This window comes from Roseicella sp. DB1501 (assembly GCF_013112485.1).
Classification (GTDB): Bacteria; Pseudomonadota; Alphaproteobacteria; order Acetobacterales; family Acetobacteraceae; genus Paracraurococcus.
On sequence record NZ_JABFHG010000003.1, the window covers coordinates 433819 to 456151 of the forward strand.

Genomic DNA, 22333 nt, shown 5'->3' on the forward strand with positions numbered 1-22333 from the left:
CCGTGTAGGGAGCGTATCGTCATGAGCGCCACCGAATTCGCCGCCCGCTTCCCCGCCGAGGCCGCCCGCCTGGCCGATGCGGCGCAGATCGACCTGACCGAGCACGATGCCTGCGGCGTCGGCCTCGTCGCCTCGCTCGACGGCAAGCCGCGGCGCCAGGTGGTCAAGGCCGGCATCGACGCGCTGAAGGCGGTCTGGCACCGCGGCGCGGTCGATGCCGACGGCAAGACCGGCGACGGCGCCGGCATCCATATCGAGATCCCGCAGGACTTCTTCGCCGAGGTGGTGCAGCGCGGCGGCGACCGGCTGCGGCCGGGCCGCATCGCGGTCGGCATGGTCTTCCTGCCGAAGAGCGACCTCGGCGCGCAGGAGCGCTGCCGGCAGATCGTCGAGACCGAGATCCTCTCGGCCGGCTACGCCATCTATTCCTGGCGGCAGGTGCCGATCAACGTCGCCTGCATCGGCGAGAAGGCCAACGCCACCCGGCCCGAGATCGAGCAGATCCTGGTCTACGACCCGGAGCAGCGCGAGGCGGAGGTCTATGAGCGCGACCTCTACGTCATCCGCCGGCGGATCGAGAAGCAGGCCATCGCCTCGCAGATCCCCGAGCTCTACCTGTGCTCGCTCTCCTCCCGCTCGCTCATCTACAAGGGCATGTTCCTCGCCGAGCACCTGACCGAGTTCTACCCGGACCTGCTGGACGAGCGCTTCGTCAGCCGCTTCGCCATCTACCACCAGCGCTACAGCACCAACACCTTCCCCACCTGGCGGCTGGCGCAGCCCTTCCGCACCATCGCCCATAACGGCGAGATCAACACCGTCCACGGCAACGCCAACTGGATGAAGAGCCACGAGACGCGGCTCTCGCACCAGCTCCTCGACCCCTATCTCGAGGACATCAAGCCGGTGGTGCAGGCCGGCGGCTCCGACACCGCGACGCTCGACAACGTCTTCGAGCTGCTGGTGCGCGGCGGCCGCGACGCGCCGATGGCCAAGGCCATGCTCATCCCCGAGAGCATCGGCAACAACGCCACCATGCCGGAATCGCACCGCGAGTTCTTCCTCTACTGCAACGCGGTGATGGAGCCCTGGGACGGCCCGGCCGCCATCTGCGGCACCGATGGCCGCTGGGTGGTCGCCGGCCTCGACCGCAACGGGCTGCGGCCGCTGCGCTACACCCAGACCGCGGACGGGCTGCTCATCGTCGGCTCGGAGACCGGCATGGTGAAGCTGCCGGAGGAGGCGATCGTCGCCAAGGGCCGCGTCGGCCCGGGCCAGTGCATCGGCGTCGACCTCGCCGATGGCCGCTTCTTCACCGATGCGGCGCTGAAGGACATGCTGGCCGCGCGCCACCCCTTCGGCGACTGGACCAACCGCACCATCCGCATCGACGGCATCGTCCGCGCCGAGCAGGGCGAGCCGGTGAGCTTCCAGGGCGAGGAGCTGCGGCGCCGCCAGCTCGCCGTCGGCTACACGCTCGAGGAGCTGGAGACGATCCTGCACCCGATGGTAGAGGAGGCGGCCGAGGCCGTCGGCTCCATGGGCGACGACACGCCGATCGCCGTGCTCTCGGGCCAGTATCGCGGGCTGCACCACTATTTCCGCCAGACCTTCAGCCAGGTCACCAACCCGCCGATCGACAGCCTGCGCGAGACGCGGGTGATGACGCTGAAGACCCGGCTCGGCAATCTCGGGAACATCCTCGACGAGGACCCGACCCAGTGCGACATGCTGATGCTGGACAGCCCGGTTCTGTCGAACGCCGAGTTCTCCAGCATGCGGCAGTACATGGGCGCGACCGCGCATGAGGTGGATTGCACCTGGCCGGCCGCGGAGGGCGCGGCCGGGCTGCGCCGGGCGCTCGAGCGCATCCGGCACGAGGCGGAGGAGGGCGTGCGCAGCGGCTGCGCGCATGTGATCCTGACCGACGAGAACCAGGGGCCGGAGCGGGCGCCGATCCCGATGATCCTGGCGGTCGGCGGCGTCCACTCGCATCTGGTCAAGACCTCGCTGCGCACCTTCACCAGCCTCAACGTCCGCACCGCGGAATGCGTCGATGTGCATTATTTCGCGGTGCTGATCGGCGCCGGCGCCACTACGGTGAACGCCTATCTGGCGCAGGAGAGCATCGCCGATCGCCACCGGCGCGGGCTGTTCGGCGAGCTGAAGCTCACCGACTGCGTCGCCCGCTACAAGAAGGCGGTGGACAAGGGGCTGTTGAAGGTGATGTCGAAGATCGGCATCTCCGTGCTCTCGAGCTACCGCGGCGGCATGAATTTCGAGACGATCGGCCTCTCGCGCGCCCTCGTCGCGGAATTCTTCCCCGGCATCCCGTCGCGCATCTCGGGCATCGGCCTGCAGGGCATCGCCCGCCGCGTGCTGGCGCTGCACCGCATCGCCTGGGATGCCGATGCGGTGACGCTGCCGGTCGGCGGCCTCTACAAGCTGCGCAAGCGCGGCGAGAGCCATGCCTTCGACGGCGGCCTGATCCACACGCTGCAGAAGGCGGTGGAGACCGACAGCTACCAGACCTTCAAGCGGTACTCCGAGGCGGTGCGCAAGCTCCCGCCGGTCGCGCTGCGCGACCTGCTCGACTTCCGCACCGAGGGGGCGACGCCGATCCCGCTCGAGGAGGTGGAGAGCATCACCGAGATCCGCAAGCGCCTGGTCGCGCCCGGCATCTCGCTCGGGGCGCTGAGCCCGGAGGCGCATGAGACGCTCTCCATCGCCATGAACCGCATCGGCGCCCGCTCGGATTCCGGCGAGGGCGGCGAGGATCCGGGGCGGGCCAGGCCGCGCCCCAATGGCGACAACCCGAACAGCGCCATCAAGCAGATCGCCTCCGGCCGCTTCGGCGTCACCGCCGAATACCTGAATAACTGCAAGGAGATCGAGATCAAGGTCGCGCAGGGCGCCAAGCCCGGCGAGGGCGGCCAGCTCCCGGGCTTCAAGGTCACCGGGCTGATCGCCAGGCTGCGGCACGCGACGCCGGGGGTGACGCTGATCTCGCCGCCGCCGCACCACGACATCTACTCGATCGAGGATCTGGCGCAGCTCATCTACGACCTGAAGCAGATCAACCCGGAGGCCTCGGTCTGCGTGAAGCTGGTCTCGCGCAGCGGCATCGGCACCATCGCGGCCGGCGTCGCCAAGGCGAAGGCCGACGCCATCCTGGTCTCCGGCCATTCCGGCGGCACCGGCGCCTCGCCGGTCTCCTCGATCAAGTATGCCGGCCTGCCCTGGGAGATGGGGCTGTCGGAGACGCATCAGGTGCTGCAGCTCAACCGGCTGCGCCACCGCGTGCGGCTGCGCACCGATGGCGGCATCAAGACCGGGCGCGACGTGGTCGTCGCCGCCATGCTCGGCGCCGAGGAGTTCGGCATCGGCACCGCCTCCCTGGTCGCCATGGGCTGCATCATGGTCCGGCAGTGCCACAGCAACACCTGCCCGGTCGGCGTCTGCACCCAGGACGAGACGCTGCGGGAGAAATTCGCCGGCAGCCCGGAGAAGGTGATCAACCTCTTCTCCTTCGTCGCCGAGGAGGTGCGGGAGATCCTCGCCCGGCTCGGCTACCGCAAGCTGACCGACGTGATCGGCCGCACCGACCTGCTGAAGCAGGTCAGCCGCGGCTCGGAGGATCTCGACGACCTCGACCTGAACCCGCTGCTGGTCCAGGCCGATGCCGGCCCGCATGCCGCCTACTGCACGCAGGAAGGCCGCAACGAGGTGCCGGAGACGCTCGATGCCGACATGATCCGCGACGCCGCGGCGCTGTTCGAGCGCGGCGAGAAGATGCAGTTGCAGTACAACATCCGGAACACCCACCGGGCGATCGGCACCAAGATCAGCAGCAAGATCACCCGGAAATTCGGCATGACCGGCCTGCAGCCGGGGCATCTGGCCGTGCGCCTGCGCGGCACCGCCGGCCAGTCGCTCGGCGCCTTCGCCGTCCAGGGCCTCAAGCTCGAGGTCTTCGGCGACGCCAACGACTATGTCGGCAAGGGCCTCTCGGGGGCGAGCATCGTGGTCCGCCCGGCGCCCTCCTCCACCCTGGTCTGGAACGAGAACGCCATCATCGGCAACACCTGCCTCTACGGCGCGACGGCGGGCGAGCTCTTCGCCGGCGGCCAGGCGGGCGAGCGCTTCGCGGTGCGCAACTCGGGCGCGACGGCGGTGGTCGAGGGCTGCGGCGCCAATGGCTGCGAGTACATGACCGGCGGCACGGTCGTCATCCTCGGCCAGGTCGGCGATAATTTCGGCGCCGGCTTCACCGGCGGCATGGCCTTCCTCTACGACCCGGAGGAGGTCTTCGAGAAGCGGGTGAACCCGGACACCCTGCTCTGGTCCCGCCTCGCCTCCACCCATTGGGAGGGGGTGCTGAGGGGGCTGGTCGAGCGGCATGCCCGGGAGACCGGCTCCCGCCTCGCCGCCCGGCTGCTGAACAACTGGGCGCAGGAGCGGGAGGCCTTCTGGCACGTCGTGCCGAAGGAATATGCGAAATACCTGCCGGTGCCGATGCAGGAGGCGGCCGCGGTCGCCGCCGAGTAGCGATAATCGGGGGAAGCGTCGTCACGGCGCTTTCCCCACCGCCGCCCGGATGGCATAAGCCGATCCGTGCGTGTCCTATATCACCTCCCGCTTTCGCCCTTTGCGCGCAAAGTCCGCCTGGCAATGGCGGAGAAGCGCATCCCTTTCGAGCTCCGCGTCGAGCGGGTTTGGGAGAGGCGGCCCGAATTCCTGGAAATGAACCCGGCCTGCACCGTGCCCGTGCTGCAGGAGCCGACCGGCCTCGCCATCGCCGACAGCTACGCCATCTGCGAGTACCTGGACGAGGCCTATCCGGATACCGGCCTGCTGGGGCGCACCCTGGCGGAGCGGGCCGAGACCCGGCGGCTGGTCGCCTGGTTCGACGGCAAGTTCAACCTCGAGGTCACGCGCAACCTGCTCTTCGAGAAGCAGATGAAGCGCATGCTTGGCCGCGGCAACCCGGATGCCTCGGCGATCCGCGCCGGCTACCAGAACCTGCGGCCGCATCTCGAATATATCGGCTGGCTGGCGGAGACGCGGAGCTGGCTGGCCGGGGCGCAGCTCAGCCTCGCCGATTTCGCCGCCGCGGCGCATCTCTCGGCGCTGGATTACACGGGCGACATCGACTGGAGCCTGAACGAGGCGGCCAAGGAATGGTATGCGCGCTGCAAGTCGCGCCCCTGCTTCCGGGCCCTGCTGGCCGAGCGGGTGAGCGGCCTCACCCCGCCGCAGCACTACGACGACCTGGACTTCTAGCTTTCCCCACGAAGCCGCTGCGCGTCTTCGCGGGGGCCCCGGGATTCGCACCTGATCCTCGACGCGTCACGGCCTGCCGTGGCGAAGCCACGGCAGGGCAACCGGGGGCGCGACTGCGGCAACGGGCGGCTCACCGGCGCTTCGGGCCGGCCTCGTTCAGCGCCAGGTTCTGCTGCGCCAGATCGGCCGCGGCGCTGTCGGGCGCGACGGCGAGCACCTGCTGCCAGTCCGCCCGCGCCCCCTTCGCATCGCCGCGGAGCTGGCGGAGGATGCCGCGCTCGAGCAACGCCTCGGCATTCCGCGGGGCGAGCGCCAGGGCGTGGTCCACCGCCTTCGCCGCTTCCGGCAGCCGGTCCAAGTGGCGCAACGCCGCCGCCTGGAAGACGAAGGCCTCGGCCCGGTCCGGCTCCGCCGCCGTGACGCGCGCCAGGTCCTCGAGCGATTCCCGGTAGCGGCCGAGCGTGCCGAGCGCCACCGCCCGGTCCAGCATCAAGCCGGTATCGTCGGGCGCGATGGTCAGCCCCATGGTCGCCGCCGCGAAGGCGCGGCCGGCCTGGTTGGCCAGCATCCAGCCCTGCACCGCCTGGGCGAAGACCGCGGCGCGCGCCGTGGCGCTGGCGGCACTGTTGCGGGCCAGCGCCTCCAGCCGCTCGGCGGCCTTCTCCGGCTCGCCCAGCGCCAGCATGGCCAGCGCCCCGCATTGCTTCGCTCCCTCGCCGCCGCCGGCGCCCTCCCAGCTCTCGGCGAAGCTGAGCGCGCCATCCGGATCGGTGCGGAGCAGGTCGAGGCATTCCTCGTATTGCGGCCCCTCGGCGAGGCGCGGGATGTCGGGCGGCAGCGGCAGGGCCTCGTCGGCCGCCCGGGCACCACCCATGGCGAGCAGCAGGGCGATGGCGGCGCCGAACAGGGCAGGAAAGGGCCGGAACACGCGGCGGAGCCTAGCCGCGCGGGCGAATCCACGCCAGATCGGAGGGCATGACGGAGCGTAATCCTGGAAGGCTGGTCGTCGCCGGCCTTGGCTATAGCGGCAGCGCCGTGGCGCGGGCCGCCGCGGCGGCGGGCTGGCAGGTGACCGGCACGGCGCGCGATCCGGCCGGCGCGGCGCCGCCCCCCGGCGTCGATGTCGTCGCCTTCGCGGCGGCCGGACCCGCGATCGCGGCGGCGACGCATCTCCTCGTCACCGCCGCGCCGGGCGAGACGGGCGACCCGGTGCTGGCCGCGCATGAGCCGGCGATCCGCGCCGCCCCGGCGCTGCGCTGGATCGGCTATGTCTCGACCACCGGCGTCTATGGCGATCGCGGCGGCGCCTGGGTGGACGAGGCGACGCCGCCCGCGCCGGGGCAGGGGCGCAGCCAGCGGCGGCTGGCGGCGGAGGAGGCCTGGCGGGCGGCGGCGGCCGGGCGGGCGCTCGACCTGATGCGGGCCGCCGGCATCTACGGCCCCGGCCGCAGCGCCCTCGACGACCTGCGCGCCGGCCGGGCCCGCCGCATCCACAAGCCCGGCCATCTCTTCGGCCGCATCCACCGCGACGACATCGCCCATGCCGTGCTCGCCGCCCTGCGCCAGGCGGTGCCGCCCGGGCTGCGGGTGCTGCATCTCGCGGATGACGAGCCGGCGGAGAATGCCGCGGTGGTGGCGGAGGCGGCGCGGCTGCTCGGCCTCGACCCGCCGCCGCTCATCGACTTCGCCGCGGCGCTGCCGGCGATGTCGCCCATGGCGCGCAGCTTCTGGGCGGAGAACCGCCGCATCGGCAATGCCGCGACCAAGGCGGCGCTCGGCCTCGCCTGGCGCTATCCGAGCTACCGCGAGGGGCTGCGGGCGATCCTGGCGGAGGAGTCGGGGGCGGGCTGAAGGCAGCCGCTACCCGCCCTCCAGCATCGCCCCCAGCACCCGCCGCAGCAGCCGCAAATCCTGCGGCCGGGAGAGGCGGTGGTCGCCATCCTTCACCAGCACCACCTGCACATCCGGCCCCTCGATGGCCTCGGCGATGCGCAGCGCGTGCTCCCAGGGCACGTCCGGGTCCCGCTGGCCCTGCAGCAGCCGGACGGGAACGGCGAGCGGCACGCCCGCCTGCAGCAGCAGGTGGCGGCGTCCCTCCTCGATCAGCGCGCGGGTGATGGGGTAGGGGTCGCCATAGGCGCTCGGCCGGTGCCAGACGCCCTCGCGCGCCATCGCGGCGCGCGCCTCGGCCGGCAGCGCCGCCTCGATCCGCGTGGTGAAGTCGGGCGCCGCGGCGATGCCGATCAGCCCGGCGACCCGCTCCCTCTGCCGCAGGGCGAGCAGCAGCGCGATCCAGCCGCCCATGGAGGAGCCGACAAGGATCTGCGGCCCCTCGGTCAGCGCCGCCAGCACCGCCGCCGCATCCTCGGCCCAGCGGCCGATGGTGCCGTCCACGAAGTGCCCGCCGCTCGCGCCATGGCCGCTGTAGTCGAAGCGCAGGAAGGCCTGGCCGCGCCCGGCGCAGAAGGCGGAAAGGTCCTCCGCCTTGCTGCCGGTCATGTCGCTGTTGAAGCCGCCGAGGAAGACGACGCCCGGGCCCCGCCCGCGCCGCCGCCGCCAGGCGAGGGCGGTGCCGTCGCCGCGGTCGAGCCTGCCCTGCTCCTCCTCCCCGCTCATCGCCGCGGCAGGCCGCGCTGGGCGAGGTTGGCGAGGAGGGCGCCGATGCCGAAGCCCCAGGGCGGGCAGGCATCGGTGCGCGCCACCTCGTTCACCAGCGCGCCGAGCCGCGGCGTGGCGATGCGCACCAGATCGCCCGGCTTGTGGGTGAAGCCCTGGCCCGGCGCGGTGCGGTCCTTGCTCGGCGAGAAGGGCGTGCCGAGGAACAGCACCGCCCCGTCCGGATACTGGTGGTGCGGCCCGATGAGCTGGCCGACGATGTCGCGCGGGTCGCGGCTGATGGCGTTGACCGCGCCCCGCTCCTCCAGCCGGAAGCCGTCGGCGCCGTCGATCGTCAGCGCGATCTCGGCGGCGAGCACGTCGTCCAGCGAGAAGCCGTCGCCGAAGAGCCGCAGCACCGGCCCCAGGGCGCAGGAGGCGTTGTTGTCCTTGGCGCGGCCGAGCAGCAGGGCGGAGCGGCCCTCGACATCGCGGAGGTTGACGTCGTTGCCGAGCATCGCGCCGAGGATGGCGCCGCGGGCATTCACCGCCAGCACCGCCTCCGGCTCCGGGTTGCTCCAATGGCTCACCGGATGCACGCCGATCAGCGCGCCGGGGCCGACCGCGGCCATCGGCTGGCATTTGGTGAAGATCTCGGCATCCGGGCCGATGCCGACCTCGAGATACTGGCTCCACCAGCCGCGCTCGACCAGCGCCGCCTTCAGGCGCATCGCCTCCGTGCTGCCCGGCTTCACCGCCGAGAGGTCGTCGCCGATGATGTCGCGGACCTCGGCGCGCACCGCCTCGGCCTGGCTGGCATCGCCGCGGCAGCGCTCCTCGATCACCCGTTCCAGCATGGAGCGCGCATAGGTCACGCCGCAGGCCTTCACCGCCTGCAGGTCGATGGGCGGCAGCAGCCACGGACGATGGGGATCGCGCCGGTCATGCGCGCTGTTGGCGAGCGTCGCGGGCAGGTCGAGCGGCATCGGCACGCCGCGGGCGCGGATGGCGCCGACCGGATCGGATTCGTTCAGCCAGGCGCTCACCGTGCCGAAGCCCGGCGTCATGTCGAAGGCGGCGCCGCGCAGCACGGCGACCGCGCTCGGCCCGTCCGGCATCATCACCCGCGCGGCGAAGCAGCCATCCCGCCAATCCTCCGGCAATGCCATCCCTTCGATGCGCGGCATTCCGTATTCCTCCCTGCCGGTCCGGCGCGGCAGCCTAATCGAGTCCGCGCGGGCGGGAAGCCCCCAGGAGCGGTCAGGGGAGGCGGTCAAGGAGGGAGGCCGTGCCGGATGGGCTTGCCGGCGGGCGGGGTTATGGCCGACCATCGCCCCGCAACAGGGGCGGGCACGCATCCGCCTCCGAACGGGGAGAGGTCCATGCAGGGCATCACGCGCCGCCAGGCGCTCCGGGCCGGCGCGGCGGCGGTTGCCGCCCCGGCCCTGGTGGAGCGCGCCAATGCGCAGAGCGGCTTCGACTGGCGCCGCTTCCGCGGCGAGCGGATCGAGGTGACGGTGCAGCTCTCGCCGCGCGGCCAGTTCCTGCAGCGGCACAATGCCGAGTTCGAGGAGCTCACCGGCATCAAGGTCGGGCTGGAGGTGGTGCCGGAGCAGCAGCACCGGCAGAAGATCATCGTCGAATACGCCTCCGGCCGGCCGAGCTTCGACGTCACCGAGATCAGCCTGCACGTGAACAAGCGACAGGTCGGCAAGGCGCGCTGGAACACCGACATCAAGGCGCTGCTCGCCGATCCCTCGCTCACCTCGCCGGATTTCGACTTCGACGACTACGGCAAGGGCATGGTGACCTACGCCACCCAGTCCGATGGCCGGCTCGACAGCTGCCCGGCCGGCGCCGACTACTTCATCCTCTACTACAACAAGGCGCTGTTCGAGGCGGCGAAGCTCGACCTGCCGAAGACCTGGGACGAGATGCAGGAGGTGGCGAAGCGCCTCGCCGATCCGAAGAAGCAGGTCTACGGCCATGTCGGGCGCGGGCTGAAGAACGCCAATGTCGTGCTCTGGTCGAGCTACCTGCTCGGCACCGCGCAGCGCGACATGATCGACGCCAACCGCCGGCTCATCACCGACACGCCGGATGCGGTCTGGGCCGGCGAGACCTATCGCAGCTTCATCCGTGACCTCTCGCCGCCCGGCTCCATCGGCTTCAACTGGAACGAGTGCCAGACCACCTTCATGCAGGGCCGCGCCGCCATGTGGGTGGACGGCATCGGCTTCGCCGCGCCGCTGGAGGACAAGGCGCGCTCGCGCATCGCCGGCCAGGTCGGTTATGCGGTGGTGCCGAAGGGGCCGGGGCCGCAGCACCATTGCGCGCTGTTCGGCGCCGGCTATGGCATCCCGGAGGCCTCGAAGAAGAAGGGGCCGGCCTGGTTCTACATCCAATGGGCGCTCGGCAAGAAGAACCAGCTCGAATGGCTCACCTCCGCCGCCGGCGTGCCGGCCCGCAGCAGCCCCTTCCGCAACGAGGAGGCGATCGGCAAGAGCCACTTCCCGCGCGAATTCTTCCGGACGCTGGAGGCGAGCGCGCAGATCGCCCGCGCCGGCCTGCCGGAGATCGTGCCTGTCACCCAGTTCCGCGACGTGATCGGCACGGCGCTGACCAACACCCTCGGCGGCGCCGATGTCGCGGCGGAGCTGAAGCGGGCGACCGCCGAGTTCCGCCCCATCCTCGAGCAGAGCGAGCGGGAGAGTTGATGGCGGGGCGGCACGAGGGCGGCTGCCTCTGCGGCCGGATCCGCTTCCGCGTCACCGGCGATCCGGTCCGGACCTCGGTTTGCCACTGCGCCTTCTGCCAGCGGCGCAGTGGCAGCGCCTTCGCCGTGCTGCCCCTCTTCAAGACCGAGGCGGTGGAGATGATGGGGGAGCCGCCCTCGACCTACCGGCATATCTCGGACGAGAGCGGCCGCTGGCTCGAGATCGAGTTCTGCCCGCGCTGCGGCACCAATACCGGCCTGCGGGTGGAGCGCGCGCCGCAGGGGCGCATCCTCGCCGGCGGCTGCTTCGACGATCCCGGCTGGTTCCGCGTGGACCGGCATATCTGGACCCGCTCGAAGCGCGACTGGGTGGCGCTGCCCGAGGGCTGCGTGCTGGAGGAGAAGGGCTGATGCCGCAGGATGCCGCCATCCTGGCCGCGCCGGCACGGGCGGCCGGCGCCGGCCGGCGTCGCAACTATGCGCGGCGCTATGCCTGGTTCGTCGTGCCGGCGGCGGCGGTGGTCATCGCCGTCATCCTCTTCCCCTGGCTCTTCACCCTCTACGTCTCGGCCTTCGACTGGCATCTCGGCAGCGAGCGGCGCTGGGTCGGGCTCGACAACTACGCCCGCCTCTTCGCCGATGCGCGCTTCGGCTGGGCGGTGCTGCGGACCCTGTTCTACACCGCCCTCGCGGTGGTGGCGCCGATGCTGCTCGGCCTCGCCGCGGCGCTCTGCTTTCACCGCCGCTTCCCGCTGCGCGGCCTGGCGCGCACCGTCTTCATCCTGCCGATGATGGCGACGCCGGTCGCCGTCGCCCTGGTCTGGACCATGATGTTCCACCCGCAGCTCGGCGTGCTGAACTGGCTGCTGACGCAGGTGGGGCTGCCGCCCTCCATGTGGGTCTACAGCGCCGACACCGTCATCCCGACGCTGGTCATCGTCGAGGTCTGGCACTGGACGCCGCTGGTGATGCTGCTGATCCTGGGCGGCCTCGCCTCGCTGCCGCAGGACCCCTACGAGGCGGCGAAGATCGACGGCGCCAGTGCCTGGCAGGCCTTCCGCCACGTCACCCTGCCGCTGCTGGCGCCCTTCATCGTCGTCGCGCTCATCATCCGCAGCATCGATGCGCTGAAGGCCTTCGACACCATCTACGTGATCACCCAGGGCGGGCCGGGACAGGCGAGCGAGACGATCAACATCTTCCTCTACCTGCAGGCCTTCGCCTTCTACAATGTCGGCTATGCCAGCGCGGTGGTGGTGGTGTTCTTCGCCATCATCATGGCCCTCGCCGCGCTGCTGCTCTGGACCCGCGCCCGGGTGCGCGTGACATGAGCGGCGCCGCGACCCGTCCCGCGCCGCGGCACGCGCCGCTCCGGTACCGGCTGCGCCGGCTGCTGGAACGGCTCGGCTTCGGCCTCGCCGTGCTGGCGCTGGTCTCGCCGGCGGTGCTGGTCTTCCTCTGGATGCTGTCGCTCTCGCTGAAGACCGAGCTCGACAACACGGCCTGGCCGCCGGTCTTCATCCCCGACCCGCCGACGCTCGAGAATTACCGCGAGGTCTTCGCCCGCAACGACTTCCTGCTCTATGCCTGGAACAGCGTGGTGGTCTCGGTTTCGGCGACCGGCCTCGCCCTGCTGGTCGGCGTGCCGGCGGGCTACGGCATCGCCAAGATGCGGGCGATGCGGGCGGCGGCGCTGATCCTGATCGCCCGCATCACCCCGGGCCTCTCCTACCTCATCCCGATGTTCCTGCTGTTCCAGTGGCTGGAGCTCACCGGGACGCTGGTGCCGATCGTCATCTCGCACCTCGTCATCACCGTGCCCATCGTGGTCTGGGTGATGATCTCCTTCTTCGAGGGGCTGCCGGGCGAGCTGGAGGAGGCGGCGCTGGTCGATGGCGCGACCATCTGGCAGGCCTTCCGGCACGTGGCGATGCCGCTGGCGCGGCCGGGCATTACGGTCGCCACCATCCTCGCCTTCATCTTCTCCTGGAACAACTTCGTCTTCGCCATGGTGCTGGCGGGGCGGGAGACGCGGACCCTGCCGGTCGCGGTGAACAACATGCTCACCTTCGAGCAGATCGCCTGGGGCCCGCTCTCGGCCGCGGCGCTGCTGGTCACCCTCCCGGTGCTGTTGCTGACCCTGCTGGCGCAGCGGCAGATCGTCGCCGGGCTGACCGCGGGCGGGGTGAAGGGGGCGTGATTGTTCCCCGCGACGTCGCTGCGCGGCGTCGCAGGGCCTCGGGATTTGCTTCCGGTCGAAGGTCCGTCACAGCCTGCCGCGACGAATCCGCGTCAGGGCAACGGGTGGCGGCGGGCTTGCCGGGATGGGTTGCGTCCGGGCCTGGAGGTCCGGACGCCTAGAGCGTGACTCACGCGATCAAGCAACGGCCTGGACCATGATCCGCGACCCTGTGTGAGCGGATCATGATCCAGCCCTGTTGCGGCAACAGGGATCTCAACGGCGCCCGCCCGGGTGTCTCCACCCGGACGGGCCGGGCATCAAACCAGCTCCGCCTCCGCCGTGCGGCCCTCAAGGATGCCGTAGCTGAGGAAGTGCAGCAGCGGGTCGACCCCCGCGGCCGCGACATCGGCGTAGCGGTGCAGATAAGCCTCGGTGTCGAAGGCCGCCGAGGGGTCGCGCCCTTCCCGCCAGCCATAGATCTGGTAGTGCAGCAGCGGGTCGAGCCCGGCCGCGGCGACGTCCGTGTTGTTCGTCAGGTAGAAGTCGGTGTCGAAATAGGCATTCGGGTCGCGCCCCTCCTGCCAGCCATATTCCCGCCAGTGCAGCATCGGGTCGACGCCCGCCAGGGCGACGTCCGGGTTGTCCAGCGCGTAGTAGGTGGGATCGAAGTCGCCCTGCAGCGCCTCGCCATCGGCCACCGGGGAGAAGCGGCGCCCTTCCGTCTGGCCGTATTGCAGCCAGTGCAGCAGCGGGTTCAGCCCGGCCGCCGCGACATCCGGGTTGAAGTGCAGGTAGATCGAGCCGTCGAAATTGGCCGAGGGGTCATGGCCCTGCTGCCAGCCGACCCAGGCATAGTAGTCGAGCGGGTTCACCCCCGAATCCCGCACGTCCTGGTGGTTCGCCAGGTAGCTGGTGGTGCTGAACCAGGGATTGGGATCGCGCCCCTGCTGCCAGCCCTCGGTGGCGTAGTGGATGTCGGCGGCGACGCCGGAGGCGTACACATCCGGGTTGTTCTGCGCGTAGTAGACGCCGCGGACCATCGGGTTGCTGCCGATGGTGATGCTGCCGTCACTGAACTGCAGCGTCTCGACCTCCGAGATGGTGTCGTAGCTGTCCTTGCCGGCGACCACCACCCAGCGTCCGCTGGCGAACTCGGAATAGGCGTCGAGCGGGCGCAGCAGCTTCACCGTGTCGTGGCCGTCGCCGCCCTCGGTGACGTTGGCGCCGCGGCCGGGGGCGAAGAGCGTGTCGCCGGCATCGCCGTAGATCACGTCGTCCCCGTCGCCGCCCTGGAACGCGACGACGCGGGCGGCGGGGTTGATCACCGAGGCCGTGTCGCCGATGTCGAGCTGGTATCCCGGCAGGTCCAGGATCATGCCGCTCGTCACCGCCGCGGCGTTGATCGAGATCTGGTTGCTGGCCGAGGACAGCATCAGGCGCGAGGAGTCGATGGCGGCGAGGGAGGCGAAGTCGTCCGTGTAGACGAACTCCTTCACGCCGCCCACCGGTGCGCCCGTGACCTCGATCGTGGCGTCGACCAGGCTCTCGACCACCGATGGGTCCTCGTTCAGGCTGAGGACGGAGAGCTTCCAGGTGCCGTCGATCGTCTCGCCCCAGAAGCCCGGCGTCGTCAGCGCGAAGCCGCCTTCGGGCCAGGCCATCGCATCCGTGCTCTTGGCGAATTGCAGCAGCGGGATCCGGGTGCCCGTGGGCGAGATCAGCTCGATCGCGAGGTTACCGGAATTGGGCGTGTCGAGATGCAGCGCCACGCTGACATGCTCGACCGTGCCGCTGCCGGTGAGGTGCAGCGGGATCGTGGTCCACTGCGCCGAGAGTGTCACGGCGCTGGGCGGCACATAGGCGGTCTCGTAGCTCAACGCGTTCGCGGCGGTCTTCGCGTCGCGGCCGATATAGCTCTCCGCCAGCCGCACCGCGGCATGCGCATCGACCAGGCCGAACCCGTAGTCGCGGTTGAACATCCGCCCGCCGCCATTCCAGGTGCCGGCGGCGCTGTTGATCCAGCCCGTCGCGGCCTCATCGGTGAGGCGCGCGGAGCTCGCCAGGATCTCCTGCACGTCCCGGTAGCCCAGCCCGGGATTGGCCTCCAGCATCAGCGCCACGACGCCGGAGACGAAGGGCGTCGCGGCGGAGGTGCCGTTGAAGTCGTAGGTGTAGTCGCCGGCGCTGCCCGCGGTGGTGTTGTAGCCGTCCGTGCCGGTGCGGTCCGTGGTGACGATGCCGTTGCCCGGCCGGGTCGCCACCTGGTCGGTCTGCGCGCCGCCCGGCGCCGAGATCAGCAGATCCGCGCCCGGCGTGCTGTAGGCGGTGGTGACGCCGTTGTTCTGCACCGCGCCGACGCTGATGACATAGGGGAGGTCGAGCTGCAGCTCGAGCACGCCGTCATCGCCGTCCGCCCGGCCGTTGCCGTTGGCGAAGACGATGATGGTGCCGAGGCCGTTGCGCCCCTGCGTGGCCAGCGCCTCGGCGCCCTCCTCCGGCATGGCGAAGGGGGTGGTGGCGCCCCAGCTGTTGTTCACCACGTCCATGCCGTCGGCCAGGGCGTGCTGGAAGGCGATGGTGAACTGGTCCGGCCGCACCGGGAAGGGCAGGTTCGCGCCGAAGCCGACATGATAGACGCCGAGCGTCGCATCCGGCGCGACGCCGACGCCGCCGATGCCGTTGGCCGCCGCGGCGATGATGCCGGCGACCGCGGTGCCGTGATTCTCGTCCCGGCCCAGGGGATCGCCGCCCGGCTGGTCCTGCGCCGCGTCCCAGGTGGCAGCCAGGTCGATATTGGCCTGGAGATCGGGGTGGTCGAGCTGGACGCCGGAATCGATCACCCCGACCCGGACCCCGCGGCCGGTATAGTCGATCCAGGCTGGCAGGACGTTAATGTCCATGCCGGCTCCGCCATGCGCCTGCCCGGTGTTGTGCAAGCCCCATTGATGGCGGAAAAGCGGGTCATACGGGATGTTGTTGACTGGCATGGTCCCCCTCCGAAAAGGTTCGGGAGGCCTGGATAGACGGCTGAACATTACCGGAGATTTATCCGTTCGTCATGTGCACTCTTGCGGAAATGTATCGTGACCGGGGCGGGGAGGCGGGCGGGACCGGGTCGTGGCGGGAGGCTGGCCGCGTCCCGGCGCGGTTGACGAACCGCCCCTGGGCGCCGAGGAAGCGCCACCGCCCATCGCCCGCCTAGAACCATGATCCGCTCACACAGGGTCGCGGATCATGGTCCAGGCCGTTGCTTGATCGCGTGAGGCACGCTTTTCGGTGAGTCCAATTCAAGCGATCACGCTCTAGGACCTGCGCATGACCGATCCTTGGGACCCCGCCAGCCTTCGCGCCGCGGCGCCCGCCGGATGACGGCGGAGACCGGACGGCGCGACCCGGCCGCGATGCCCACGGTCCTGCAGGTGCTGCCCGCCCTCGAATCCGGCGGGGTGGAGCGCGGCACGCTCGAGATCGCCGATGCGGTGATCCGCGCTGGCGGCCGGGCCCTCGTCGCCTCGGCCGGCGGGCGGCTGGTCGCGCCGCTCGAGCGGCTCGGCGCCCGCCACGTCACCCTGCCGCTGCGCAGCAAGTCCCCGCTCGGCATCCTGCGCAATGCCGGGCGACTGGCGGCGCTGGCCGGCGCCGGGGGGGTGGACATCATCCATGCCCGCTCCCGCGCCCCGGCCTGGTCGGCGCTGCTCGCGGCGCGGCGGAGCGGCGCGCATTTCGTCACCACCTATCACGGCACCTACAACGAAGGCTTTCCGGGCAAGCGGCTCTACAACTCGGTCATGGCGCGGGGCGAGCGGGTGATCGCCATCAGCCGCTTCATCGCCGAGCACATCCGGCGGGTGCATGGCACCGACCCGGCGCGCATCCGCATCATCCCGCGCGGCGTCGATCCGGCGCTGTTCGATCCAGATCGGGTGGCGCCCGGCCGCGTCGCGGCGCTGCGCGCGGCCTGGGGCGTGCCGCCGGACCGGCCGGTGATCCTGCTGCCCGGCCGCCTCGCCCGCTGGAAGGGCCAGGCGGTGCTGGTCGAGGCCATGGCCGCGGTGCCGGAGGCGGCCGCCCTGCTGGTCGGCGGCGGCGGCGAGGCGCTGCGCGGCGAGCTGGCGGCGCGGATCGCGGCGCTCGGCTTGCAGGGGCGGGTGATCCTCGCCGGCCATGCCGACGACATGCCGGCGGCGCTGCTGCTCGCCGACATCGTCGTGCACGCCTCGACCGATGCCGAGGCCTTCGGGCGCACGGTGATCGAGGCCCAGGCCATGGCGCGGCCGGTGATCGCCGCCGATCTCGGCGGGCCACGCGAGACGGTGGAGGAGGGCGTGACCGGCTGGCGCGTGCCGCCGGGCGACCCGGCGGCGCTGGCCGCGGCGCTGCGGCGGGTGCTGGCGATGCCGGCTGCGGCGCGGGCGGCGATCGGCGCGGCGGCGCGGGCGCATGTGCTCGCCACCACCACCACCGCGGCGATGCAGGCGGCGACGCTCGACCTCTACCGGGAGCTGGGCCAGCGGGGGCGGGGCCAGCCATGAGCGAGCGCATCCTGGTCATCAAGCTCGCCGCCCTCGGCGACATCGTGCAGGCCTTCGGGCCCTTCGCCGCCATCCGGGCGCATCACCCCGGCGCCCATATCACTCTGCTGACCACGCCGCCCTATGCCGAGCTGGCGCGGCTCAGCCCCTGGTTCGACGCGGTCTGGACCGATGGCCGCCCCGCCGCCTCCGACCTGCGCGGGTTGTGGCGCCTCGGCCGCCGCCTGCGGGCCGCCCGCTTCGACCGGGTCTACGACCTGCAGACCTCCTCCCGCTCCTCGCGCTACCGGCTCCTCGTCGGGCGCGGCGCCGAGTGGTCCGGCATCGCGCGCGGCGCCAGCCACCCGCATGCCAACCCGCTGCGCGACCTGATGCACACCATCGAGCGGCAACGCGAGCAGCTCGAGATGGCCGGCATCCGGGATTTCCCCGCCCCCGACCTCACCTGGCTGGATGGCGACATCGCCGATCTCGGCCTGCCGCCGCGCTTCGCCCTGCTGGTCCCCGGCGCCTCGCCGCTGCGGCCGGGCAAGCGCTGGCCGGTGGCGAATTACGCGGCCCTGGCGGCGGGGCTGGATTGCCCGGTGGCGGTGGTCGGCGGCGCGTCGGAAGGCCCGCTGGCAGCGGCGATCCTGGCCGCCGCGCCGGGCGGCACCGACCTCACCGGCCGCACCAGTCTGGCGCGGCTCGGCGCCGTGGCGCGCCGCGCCGCCTTCGCGGTGGGGAACGACACCGGCCCGACGCATCTGATCGCCGCCGCCGGCTGCCCGACGCTGGCGCTGTTCGGCGCCGAGAGCGACCCGGCGCTCTGCGCCCCGCGCGGCCGCGCCGTCGCGGTGCTGCAGCGGGACAGCCTGGCGCGGCTGACGGTCGCCGAGGCGCGGGCGGCGCTGGCCGGGCTGGTGGCGCGGTAGAGCGTGACCGCTTGAGGCGAAATCACCGGAAAGCGTGAAGCACGCGATCAAACAACGGCCTGGACCATGATCCGCGACCCTGTGTGAGCGGATCATGGTCTGGGCGCACCGGATCGCCCGCACGCCCTGCCGGACCACTGCCGCGCCATGTCCGCGGACCGGCCGGGCCGGATGTCCGGCCGGCGAAGATCCGTCTGTCGCCGGCCCGCGGCGCGCCGTTCAATGCCGGGAGACGGCCCGGAACCATGCCCATGTCGATCGCCGGAGAACGCCGCCTGGCCGATGCCCCGCCCATGCCCAGCCCCACGGGCGCGGCGCGGCGGAGCCTGCTGGTCGCCTGCGCCGCGCATGCCCTGCATGACGGCTACACTGACCTGATCTACCTCCTGCTGCCGCTCTGGCAGGCGGAGTTCGGGCTCGGCTTCGCGGTGCTCGCGGCGCTGCGCGGCACCTATGTCGGGAGCATGGCGCTGCTGCAGATCCCGGTCGGCCATCTCGCCGGGCACCGGTTCAGCGCCCGCGGCCTGCTGGCGCTCGGCACCGTGCTGGCGGCGCTGGGCTATGCGGTCGCCGGCGCCTCGGGCGGGCTGGCGGGCCTCGTTCTCGGCCTGGCGCTGTCCGGCGCGGGGTCGAGCACGCAGCATCCCATCGCCTCGGCCGTGGTCTCTCGCGCCTATGGGACGGCGGCGCGGGGGCCGCTCGGGACCTATAATTTCGCCGGCGACCTCGGCAAGGCCGCCCTGCCCGCCACCACCTCGCTGCTGCTGGCCTGGCTGTCCTGGCGGCCGACACTCTGGCTTCTCGCCGGCTTCGGCATCGCCTGCGCCGCGCTGATCGCCCTCGGCCTGCCGCGCCGCGCCGGGATGGCGCCGGCGCGGTGCGATGCCGCGTCGCCAGCGGCGGGGCCGGGCGGGGCGCGGGGCGGCTTCGCGCTGCTGCTGGGCATCGGCGTGCTCGACAGCGCCGTCCGCATGGGGCTGCTCACCTTCCTGCCCTTCCTGTTGCAGGCGAAGGGCGCCGACATGCCGATGGTCGGCTTCGCGCTGTCGCTGGTCTTCCTCGGCGGCGCCGCCGGCAAGTTCGTCTGCGGCCTGCTCGGCGCTCGCTTCGGCGTGCTCTGGGTGGTGCTGGCCACGGAGGGCGGGACCGCCTTGCTCATCCTCGGCCTGCTGGCGCTGCCGCTGGGCTCGGCGCTCGCCGTGCTGCCGCTGCTCGGGATGCTGCTGAACGGCACCTCCTCGGTGCTCTACGGCACTGTCCCGGAGCTGACGGCGGCCGCGAAGGCCGAGCGCGCCTTCGCGGTGTTCTACACCGGCACCATCGGCTCGGGCGCCGTCGCGCCGGTGCTGTATGGCTGGCTCGGCGACGGGGTCGGGGTGCCCTGGGCGACGGTAGCGACGGCCGGCACCGCCCTGGCGACGCTGCCGTTGGCCGCCCTGCTGGTGCCCCGCCTCGCCCAGGACCGCCGGCCCCACGGTTGACGCGGCGCGATCAGGCCGGGCTTGAGAGCTTCATCAGCACGAGGCCGCCGAGGATCAGCCCGGCCGCGAGCAGCCGGGCGGCGCTGGCCGCCTCGCCGAGGAAGAGGATGCCGGCGAGGAAGGCGCCGAGCGCCCCGATCCCGGTCCAGACCGCATAGGCGGTGCCGAGGGGCAGGCTGCGCATCGCCATGGCCAGCAGACCGAAGCTCACCACCATGGCGGCGAGGGTGACGAGGCTGGGCCAGAGGCGGGTGAAGCCGCCCGACTGCTTCATGGTGAAGGCCCAGAGGACCTCGAACAGACCGGCGGTGACGAGAAGGATCCAGGCCATAGCAGCCTCCCTCGGTGCAAGCTGCCGGGCCGTCCCGGACTTGGACCTCATGGGCGACCCCTTCGGGCAACCCATGGCGGGGGAGGACGTGGCCTCGCGCCCCTCAGATGGGGCGAGGCCGGGCGGCGATCAAGCCGCCCGGCTCTCCATCACACCAGCGCGTAGTAGCTGAGCGTCACCGTGACGCCGTCGCGGCTGTCGATATTGGCGTTCACCGTGCTGCTCAGATCCGCCGTCACGGTGAGCGTGCCATCCGCCGCTTCCGCCTGCATCGCGCTGCCGGAGATGGCGTAGGCCTTGGCGAGCGTGACCTGCTCGCTGCCGGCGCCGAGCAGGAGGTTGGTCAGGCCGAGGACCACCCCATTGGCGCTCTTCACGGAATCAGCGGTCTGGACGTCGAGCACCTGCGACTGCCCGGCGAAGCCCAGCGCGACATATTCGTGGTTGGTCAGGAGAAGGTTGATCAGCAGCCCGTCGGAGTCGAGGTCGCCCGTGGCGGCAACGGTCAGCGTGGCGGCCTGCCCGTCCGAGGGCAGCAGCCCGTTGAGGGCGAGACTGAAGTCCTGCCCGGCCGTGACCTGGGTCGCCGACTGGGTGTAGCTCACCAGGCGCGAGACCTCGTCAATCACCTGCACGGTGACGGAGGTGTCAAGCGTCGCGCCATGGCTGTCCGTCGCCCGCAGCCCGACGACGTGCTGGGTCGCCGTCTCGTAGTCCAGCGACGCCTTGGTCACGAGCTGGTTGCCCACCACCTCGAACAGGCTGGCCTTGTCGCCGGTCACCGCAAAGCTCACCGCATCGCCGTCCGGATCGATCGCCGAGAGGGTGCCGACCACGGTGCCGGCCGCCAGGTTCTCCCGCACGCTGCCGCCGGTGAGCGAGACCGAGCTCGGCGCGTCGTTGACGCCGCCGGTCATCGTCACCCGCGCCGTCGCATCGCCGGTGTCGCCATCGGCATCGGTGACGCGATAGGTGAAGCTCATCGTGTCCGAGCCGCCCTGCGGCAGATAGGCGAAGTCGGCGGCGGTGTAGCTGAGGGTGACGGTATTGTCGGCGTTCAGCACCAGGCTGCCATGCGCCGGGCCGCTCAGCAGCGTTACCGAGCGCACCAGGTCCGGCACGTTGTCGTTCCCCAGCAGGTCCAGCGTCACCGAGCCGGCCTGCAGCGTGGCGGTGGCGCTGTCGTCCTGCGCCGCGACGGCGTCGTCCTGGGCGGTGAGGGTGACGCCCGCCACCGTCACGTCGAAGCCCTCGACCCGGGTGACGGTGGTGTGCAGGGCATTGGCGTAATAGGTGACGGTCTGGGCGTCGGCGCCGGCGATATGGGCCTGGATGCCGGCGATGTCGGCCTGGATGGCGCCGTCGAACCACTGCGCCCGGGTCAGATGGAGGTGCAGCGTGTCCCAGCCATCCTGGCCGTCAATCAGGTCGTAGCCGGTGGCGGGCGCCGCCGCGGCGGTCTGCTTGATGCTGTCGTCGCCCGCCCCGGCGAGCACCGTGTCCTGGCCGGCGCTGGAATCGATGGTGTCGTTGCCGGCGCCGCCGATGATGAGGTCGTCGCCATTGCCGGCCATGAGGAGGTCGGCGCCGTCGCCGCCATCGAGCGTATCGGCGCCGTCGCCGCCGAGCAGCGTATCGGCGCCGGCATCGCCGTGCAGCGCATCGGCATCGGCGCCGCCGGTCAGCGAATCATTGCCCTCGCCGCCATGCAGGATGTTCATCCCGGCGCCGCCGTTCAGCCGATCGTCGCCATCGCCGCCGTAGAGCAGATCGTTGCCGTTGCCGCCGGTGATCGCGTCGTTGTCGGCGCCGCCATCGATGGTGTCGTTGCCGTCGTCGCCGTTCAGCTGGTCGGCGCCGGCGCCGCCCGAGAGCAGGTCGTCATCGGCGCCGCCATTGGCGGTGTCGTTGCCCTCGCCGCCATCGAGCGTGTCGTTGCCGGTGCCGCCGGAGAGGGCATCGTGGCCGATGCCGCCATCGAGGCTGTCATGGCCCTCATTGCCGACCAGCTGGTCGTTGCCGTCCTCGCCATACAGGGTGTCGTTGCCGGTGCTGCCGACCGCCCGGTCGGCGCCGCCGCCGGCCCAGACGCGGTTGGCGCCGCCCGCGCCGCCGCGGCTGGAGACGTCGATGTAATCCGCGTTGTTCGTGCTGCCCGCGCCGGTGGCGATGGAAATCGTGCCCATTTGCAGGTCCTCGCTAATTGGTCGTTACCGATCCGACAGGTTTGGAGGTTGCACAGAACACTCCAACCACGGGTAGAATTTCCAGCATGGACAAATATGAAGACCTCGCGAGG

16 protein-coding genes are annotated in these 22333 nt (G+C 71.5%); 10 read left to right on the plus strand and 6 right to left on the minus strand.

Annotated features, from left to right (window positions below; genetic code table 11):
- Positions 1 to 21: 21 nt before the first annotated feature.
- Entirely contained in the window at positions 22 to 4548 is a 4527-nt protein-coding gene (gene gltB, locus HJG45_RS08270) for a glutamate synthase large subunit (protein ID WP_171611615.1), read from the plus strand.
- A gap of 66 nt (positions 4549 to 4614) precedes the next feature.
- On the plus strand, positions 4615 to 5283 hold the full coding sequence (locus tag HJG45_RS08275) for a glutathione S-transferase N-terminal domain-containing protein (RefSeq protein ID WP_171611616.1): 669 nt from the start codon (positions 4615 to 4617) through the stop codon (positions 5281 to 5283).
- A gap of 130 nt (positions 5284 to 5413) precedes the next feature.
- Here HJG45_RS08275 and HJG45_RS08280 read toward each other — a convergent pair whose 3' ends face one another.
- Positions 5414 to 6211 carry a tetratricopeptide repeat protein gene (locus HJG45_RS08280; protein ID WP_368040546.1) on the minus strand — a complete coding sequence of 266 codons (798 nt, stop codon included), beginning with the start codon at positions 6209 to 6211 and terminating at the stop codon, positions 5414 to 5416.
- 47 nt (positions 6212 to 6258) lie between these two features.
- Here HJG45_RS08280 and HJG45_RS08285 point away from each other — a divergent pair, with 47 nt between their 5' ends.
- A complete protein-coding gene (locus HJG45_RS08285) occupies positions 6259 to 7134 on the plus strand; it encodes an SDR family NAD(P)-dependent oxidoreductase (protein WP_171611617.1) in 876 nt (291 codons plus the stop codon).
- A gap of 9 nt (positions 7135 to 7143) precedes the next feature.
- Here HJG45_RS08285 and HJG45_RS08290 read toward each other — a convergent pair whose 3' ends face one another.
- The gene (locus HJG45_RS08290; RefSeq protein ID WP_171611618.1) at positions 7144 to 7899 is read right to left on the minus strand and encodes a carboxylesterase; all 756 of its coding nucleotides are present in this window, start codon (positions 7897 to 7899) and stop codon (positions 7144 to 7146) included.
- The gene (locus tag HJG45_RS08295; RefSeq protein ID WP_171611619.1) at positions 7896 to 9065 is read right to left on the minus strand and encodes a fumarylacetoacetate hydrolase family protein; all 1170 of its coding nucleotides are present in this window, start codon (positions 9063 to 9065) and stop codon (positions 7896 to 7898) included. The genes HJG45_RS08290 and HJG45_RS08295 overlap by 4 nt, the downstream gene beginning before the upstream one ends.
- Positions 9066 to 9260: 195 nt before the next feature.
- Here HJG45_RS08295 and HJG45_RS08300 point away from each other — a divergent pair, with 195 nt between their 5' ends.
- Genes HJG45_RS08300 through HJG45_RS08315 form a run of 4 tightly spaced genes read left to right on the plus strand, consistent with a single transcriptional unit; the run spans position 9261 to position 12794 of the window.
- Positions 9261 to 10595, plus strand: a complete 1335-nt coding sequence (locus tag HJG45_RS08300) for a sugar ABC transporter substrate-binding protein (RefSeq protein WP_171611620.1) — start codon at positions 9261 to 9263, stop codon at positions 10593 to 10595.
- The gene (locus HJG45_RS08305; protein WP_171611621.1) at positions 10595 to 11005 is read left to right on the plus strand and encodes a GFA family protein; all 411 of its coding nucleotides are present in this window, start codon (positions 10595 to 10597) and stop codon (positions 11003 to 11005) included. The genes HJG45_RS08300 and HJG45_RS08305 overlap by 1 nt, the downstream gene beginning before the upstream one ends.
- Positions 11005 to 11925: a carbohydrate ABC transporter permease gene (locus tag HJG45_RS08310; protein ID WP_171611622.1), complete on the plus strand. Its 921-nt coding sequence runs from the start codon at positions 11005 to 11007 to the stop codon at positions 11923 to 11925. Before HJG45_RS08305 ends, HJG45_RS08310 begins: the two co-directional genes overlap by 1 nt.
- Positions 11922 to 12794: a carbohydrate ABC transporter permease gene (locus HJG45_RS08315; protein ID WP_171611623.1), complete on the plus strand. Its 873-nt coding sequence runs from the start codon at positions 11922 to 11924 to the stop codon at positions 12792 to 12794. Before HJG45_RS08310 ends, HJG45_RS08315 begins: the two co-directional genes overlap by 4 nt.
- A 299-nt stretch (positions 12795 to 13093) precedes the next feature.
- On the opposite strand, the gene HJG45_RS08320 is transcribed toward HJG45_RS08315, so the two are convergent.
- Positions 13094 to 15676, minus strand: a complete 2583-nt coding sequence (locus HJG45_RS08320) for a S8 family serine peptidase (RefSeq protein WP_171611624.1) — start codon at positions 15674 to 15676, stop codon at positions 13094 to 13096.
- A 465-nt stretch (positions 15677 to 16141) separates the two neighbouring features.
- Between HJG45_RS08320 and HJG45_RS08325 the strand changes: the two genes are divergently transcribed.
- From HJG45_RS08325 to HJG45_RS08335, 3 genes are all read left to right on the plus strand, one after another.
- Positions 16142 to 17308, plus strand: coding sequence for a glycosyltransferase family 4 protein (locus HJG45_RS08325; RefSeq protein ID WP_254452357.1), 1167 nt, complete (start codon positions 16142 to 16144; stop codon positions 17306 to 17308).
- Positions 17305 to 18222 (plus strand): glycosyltransferase family 9 protein, encoded by a 918-nt coding sequence (locus tag HJG45_RS08330; protein ID WP_171611625.1) that lies wholly within the window; start codon positions 17305 to 17307, stop codon positions 18220 to 18222. The genes HJG45_RS08325 and HJG45_RS08330 overlap by 4 nt, the downstream gene beginning before the upstream one ends.
- Before the next feature lie 293 nt (positions 18223 to 18515).
- Entirely contained in the window at positions 18516 to 19703 is a 1188-nt protein-coding gene (locus HJG45_RS08335; RefSeq protein WP_217362866.1) for an MFS transporter, read from the plus strand.
- Positions 19704 to 19713: 10 nt separating this feature from the next.
- On the opposite strand, the gene sugE is transcribed toward HJG45_RS08335, so the two are convergent.
- Both sugE and HJG45_RS08345 read right to left on the minus strand, forming a co-directional pair.
- Complete coding sequence (sugE, locus tag HJG45_RS08340) at positions 19714 to 20034, minus strand: quaternary ammonium compound efflux SMR transporter SugE (RefSeq protein WP_171611627.1); 321 nt, start codon at positions 20032 to 20034, stop codon at positions 19714 to 19716.
- A 149-nt stretch (positions 20035 to 20183) separates the two neighbouring features.
- Positions 20184 to 22220: an Ig-like domain-containing protein gene (locus tag HJG45_RS08345; protein WP_171611628.1), complete on the minus strand. Its 2037-nt coding sequence runs from the start codon at positions 22218 to 22220 to the stop codon at positions 20184 to 20186.
- Positions 22221 to 22333: the final 113 nt, after the last annotated feature.